General features: G+C 63.7%; 4 protein-coding genes and 1 pseudogene. All 5 read left to right on the forward strand.

Translation table 11 applies throughout. The features are described 5' to 3' along the window. Positions 1–406, forward strand: a pseudogene (locus tag VJ811_RS00125) (NADH-quinone oxidoreductase subunit L); the annotation flags it as partial. Then, the gene (locus tag VJ811_RS00130) at positions 403–1,956 is read left to right on the forward strand and encodes an NADH-quinone oxidoreductase subunit M (protein ID WP_324069996.1); all 1,554 of its coding nucleotides are present in this window, start codon (positions 403–405) and stop codon (positions 1,954–1,956) included. The pseudogene VJ811_RS00125 and the gene VJ811_RS00130, both read left to right, overlap by 4 nt. Continuing rightward, positions 1,953–3,386 (forward strand): NADH-quinone oxidoreductase subunit NuoN, encoded by a 1,434-nt coding sequence (nuoN, locus tag VJ811_RS00135; protein WP_324069999.1) that lies wholly within the window; start codon positions 1,953–1,955, stop codon positions 3,384–3,386. The genes VJ811_RS00130 and nuoN overlap by 4 nt, the downstream gene beginning before the upstream one ends. Next, positions 3,308–4,111: a biotin--[acetyl-CoA-carboxylase] ligase gene (locus VJ811_RS00140; protein WP_324070001.1), complete on the forward strand. Its 804-nt coding sequence runs from the start codon at positions 3,308–3,310 to the stop codon at positions 4,109–4,111. Before nuoN ends, VJ811_RS00140 begins: the two co-directional genes overlap by 79 nt. Before the next feature lie 2 nt (positions 4,112–4,113). Then, a complete protein-coding gene (locus tag VJ811_RS00145) occupies positions 4,114–4,899 on the forward strand; it encodes a type III pantothenate kinase (protein WP_324070003.1) in 786 nt (261 codons plus the stop codon). The last annotated feature ends 118 nt before the right edge of the window (positions 4,900–5,017 follow it).

Consider the following 5,017-nt stretch of genomic DNA (forward strand, 5'->3'; position numbering starts at 1 on the left):
GCACGCCGCGCATGAAGTGCCGTGGTGGGTCAAATGGATGCCGTTCACCGTGATGGCGATCGGCCTGTTCCTCGCGTGGAACAGCTATATCCGCAACACCAGTCTGCCGGCGCGCTTCGTGGCGCAGTTCAAGCTGCTCCACCAGTTCCTGTACAACAAATGGTATTTCGACGAGCTCTACAACATCCTCTTCGTGAAGCCCGCCTTCGCGATCGGACGCTTCTTCTGGAAGCGCGGGGATGAAGGCACCATCGACCGCTTCGGTCCCGATGGCGCCGCGGCGCTCGTCGCTGGGGGGACCCGTCTCGCGGTCCGGCTGCAATCGGGTTATGTTTATGGATATGCGTTTGTGATGCTGCTCGGTCTTGTCGGCCTCGCCAGCTGGGCCATGGTGAATTTCCTGTGAGCGGTTTCCCGATCCTTTCGCTGATGCTGGCGGTCCCCGCGGTCGCCGCCATCCTTTGCCTGTTCGTTGGTGACAAGATGTCGCGCTGGGTCGCGCTCGGTGCGACGCTCGCGACCTTTGTCCTCGGTTGCGTGATGTGGGCGCAGTTCGATATTGGTGGGGCGCAGTGGCAGTTCACTGAGCGCGCCGACCTGTTCGGCCGTTTCCAATATGCTCTCGGTATCGACGGCATGGCGCTGATGCTCATCATGCTCAGCGTCTTCCTGATGCCGCTTTGCATCCTCGCCAGTTGGGACGCGATCAAGCAGCGCGTCGGCCTCTACATGGCAATGTTCCTGGTCATGGAAACGATCATGATCGGCGTGTTCTGCGCGCAGGATCTGCTGCTGTTCTACATCTTCTTCGAAGCCGGCCTGATCCCGATGTATTTCATCATCGGCATCTGGGGCGGCGCGAACCGCAAATATGCGGCGTTCAAATTCTTCCTCTACACACTGCTCGGATCGGTGCTGATGCTGATCGCGATCATCGCGATGATCGCCGAAGCGGGCACGACCGACATCCCGACGCTGCTGAACTATGACTTCCCGGTTCAGATGCAGACATGGCTGTGGCTCGCCTTCTTCGCCAGCCTCGCGGTCAAGATGCCGATGTGGCCCGTCCACACCTGGCTTCCCGACGCGCATGTGCAGGCGCCGACCGCGGGCTCGATGATCCTCGCCGGCGTGCTGCTGAAGCTCGGCGCCTATGGCTTCATCCGGTTCATGATGCCGATGTTCCCCGATGCGTCGGCGCAGCTGATGTGGATTGTGTTCGGACTGTCGATGATCGCGGTGGTCTACACCAGCCTCGTCGCGCTGGCGCAGAGCGACATGAAGAAGCTGATCGCTTACTCGTCGGTCGCGCATATGGCGATCGTCACCGCGGGCCTGTTCGCGTTCAACCAGCAGGGGATCGAAGGCGCGCTGATCATCATGCTCAGCCATGGTGTCGTTTCGGCCGCGCTCTTCTTCTGCGTCGGGGTGATCTACGACCGGCTCCACACGCGCGAGATCGACCGCTACGGCGGCCTCGCGGTGAACATGCCGGCCTATGCGCTGTTCTTCATGCTGTTCACCATGGCGTCGATCGGCCTGCCGGGCACCAGCGGCTTCGTCGGCGAATTCCTGAGCCTCGCGGGCATTTATGAAGCCTCGAGCTGGGTCGCTTTCGTGTGCACCACCGGCATTATTCTCGGCGCCGCATATATGCTCTACCTCTACCGCCGCGTCGTGTTCGGCGAACTGACCAAGGACGATGTGAAGGCGATGCCCGACCTGACCGCACGCGAATGGGCGATCATGGCGCCGCTGGCTGCCGTGGCGCTGTGGATGGGGGTCTATCCTGAAAGCTTCCTCGCGCCGATGCGCGGCGACGTGACCACTGTGGTTGCGCGTTTGGCGCCGGCGAAGCCCGCGGGTGACGCTCACCTCGCCGCCGGCAAGCCGAAGCCTGCCAAGGCACACGGTGAAACCGCGCACGGATCGAGCCATGCAGGAGGCGCCCAATGACCGCCGACCTGATGCTTATCTGGCCCGAACTGATCCTGACGATCGGCGGGCTCATCACGCTGATGCTCGGCACCTTCTTCGGTGACCGCAATGTCGGGCTCTATCAGCTCAGCTCGCTGCTGACGCTGGCGGCCGCCGCGGCCGCCGTGGTTGCGCTGTTCGGCGTCGACGCGACCGTATTCTCGGGCACGCTGTCGGTCGACAGCTTCGGCGGGTTCGCCAAGCTGCTGATCTACGCCGCGAGCTTCGTCTGCATCATCGTCGCGCCGCGCTTCTTCAATGGCGGGATGCGCGCCGAATATCCGACGCTCATCCTGTTCGCGGCGCTCGGCATGGGCATCATGGCCTCGTCGCGCGACCTGATGACGCTCTACGTCGGGCTCGAGCTCAACAGTTTGGCGGCTTACGTGCTCGCCAGCTTCATGCGCACCGATGAACGATCGACCGAAGCCGGCCTCAAATATTTCGTCCTTGGCGCGCTGGCGTCGGGCATGCTGCTCTACGGCATCTCGCTGCTTTACGGCTTCACCGGCACAACCGATTTCGCCGGTATCGCAAAGGTGCTCGGCGGCGAGATGAACATCGGGCTGATCTTCGGCATCGTGTTCGTGCTCGCGGGCCTCGGCTTCAAGATCAGCGCCGTGCCGTTCCACATGTGGACCCCCGATGTCTATGAAGGCGCGCCGACCCCGGTGACGACCTTCTTCGCCAGCGCCCCCAAGGTGGCGGCGATGGCGCTGATGACGCGCGTCGTGATCGACGCGATGGGCCCCGCGGTCGGCGCGTGGCAACAGATCATCATCTTCCTCGCGCTCGCCTCGATCATCCTCGGCGCGGTCGGCGCGATCGGGCAGAAGAATATCAAGCGCCTGCTCGCCTATTCGTCGATCAACAATGTCGGCTTCATGCTGATCGGCCTCGCCGCGGGAACGCAGCAGGGAGTCGAGGGCGTACTGACCTATCTGCTCGTCTATGTCGTCACCACGCTCGGCGCCTTCCTCGTCGTACTCCAGCTGCGCGACGCCGACGGCAACCAGGTCGAGAGCATTCCCGCGCTCGCCGGGCTGTCGCAGCGGCGTCCGGGCCTCGCGGCAGCGATGGCGGTGTTCATGTTCAGCCTCGCCGGCATCCCGCCGCTCTTTGGCTTCTGGCCGAAGTATCTGGTGTTCGAGGCCGCGGTGAACGCGAACCTCGTGCCGCTGGCGGTCGCGGGTATCGTCGCCTCGGTGATTGGTGCATTCTATTATATCGCGATCATCAAGATGATGTATTTCGACGACAAGTCGGACACCGAATTCCCGAAGGGCGGCGGCGCGATCGCCGAGGATGCGGTGATCACTGCGAGCGCGCTGTGGCTCTCGGTCATCGGCTATCTCTTCATTCCCGTGCTGGCGATGGTATCGGCCAGCGCCGCAGCGGTGCTGTTCTGATACCGCCGATCGAGCGTCTCGCGCAGACAGGTTCGACCAACGCCGACCTGCTGGCGCGGCTGGCAGGCGGCGAGCATGTCGGTGAGGGTCATTGGCTGGTTGCCGATCGTCAAACCGCCGGACGTGGGCGCTTGGGCCGCGCGTGGGGCGACGGGCAGGGCAATTTCATGGGATCGACAGTGGTTCACCTGACCGCGGGTGATCCGTCGCCGGCGGGCCTGTCGCTCGTCGCCGGCGTCGCTTTGGCGAAGGCGGTCGCGACGCTCGCGCCGGATGTCGACGCCCGCCTGAAATGGCCGAACGACCTGCTGATCGATGGCGTCAAATGCACCGGCATTCTGCTCGAACGCGCGGGCGATAGCATCGTCATCGGTATGGGTGTCAATCTGGTTTCGGCGCCCGAATTGCCCGACCGCCCGACCGTCTGTTTTGCCGACAAGGGTGTGTCGATCGATCGCGACCGTTTTGCCGAGGTGCTCGCGGTCGCGCTGACCGATGCGTTGTGGACGTGGCGGCACGAAGGGATCGACCGCATCACCGCCGCCTGGACGGCGCAGGCGCACCCGATCGGCACGCCGCTGCGCGTATCGGAACTGGGGATCGACGGGACATTCGACGGCCTCGCGCCCGACGGGGCGCTGCGCTTGCGCCGCGGCGGCGGAGAGGTCATGCTGATCCACGCGGGCGATGTCGAACTGCAACGACCCGTCGAGGAGGGGAATTGACCGTGCTGCTCGCGATCGACGTCGGCAACACCAACGCCAAATTCGCGCTGTTTCGCGGCACCGAGTTGCTCGCGCGCTGGCGCATCGCGACCGACGACCGGCGCACCGCCGACGAATATATGGTGTGGCTCGACCAGCTGATGCGGATCGAGGGGCACGACCGCGCCGATGTCGAAGCGGTCATCATCTCGACCGTCGTGCCGCGCGCGCTCCACAATCTCCAGCTGCTCGCGCATAAATATTTTGGCGTCGACGCGCTGGTTGCGGGGCGCGAACCCGTGACCTGGGGCATCGCGCTCAGGGTCGACGAACAGCAGTCTGTCGGTGCCGACCGCGCGGTCAACGCGATTTCGGCGCAGGCGGTCGCGGCCGGGCAGGACAAGCTCGTCATCAGCTTTGGCACCGCGACGACGCTCGACCATATCGGTCCCGACGGCGCTTATATGGGCGGCATCATCGCGCCGGGGGTCAATCTCTCGCTCGAGGCGCTCGTCGCGGCGGCGGCGAAACTGCCGCGCATCGCGATCGAGGCGCCGGCAACGGGCAGCGTTATCGGGCGCACTACCGAAAGCCAGATGCTGATCGGCGTCTATTGGGGCTATGTCTCGATGATGGAAGGGCTGATCGCGCGGATGAAGGCCGAAATCGGCAAGCCGCTCACCGTCATCGCGACGGGCGGCCTTGCGACACTTTTTCAGGAACAGGGACACCTGTTCGATCGTATTGAACCCGACCTGACGCTGAACGGGCTGATGCACCTCTATCATCAATGGAAGCCAAAAATATGACGACTCCGGGTAAGGAGCTGCTTTTCCTCGCATTGGGCGGATCGGGCGAGATCGGCATGAACGCCAATCTCTATGGCTGTGACGGCAAATGGATCATGCTCGACCTGGGCGTGACCTT

It is taken from the genome of Sphingopyxis sp. (assembly GCF_035250425.1).
Taxonomy (GTDB): domain Bacteria; phylum Pseudomonadota; class Alphaproteobacteria; order Sphingomonadales; family Sphingomonadaceae; genus Sphingopyxis.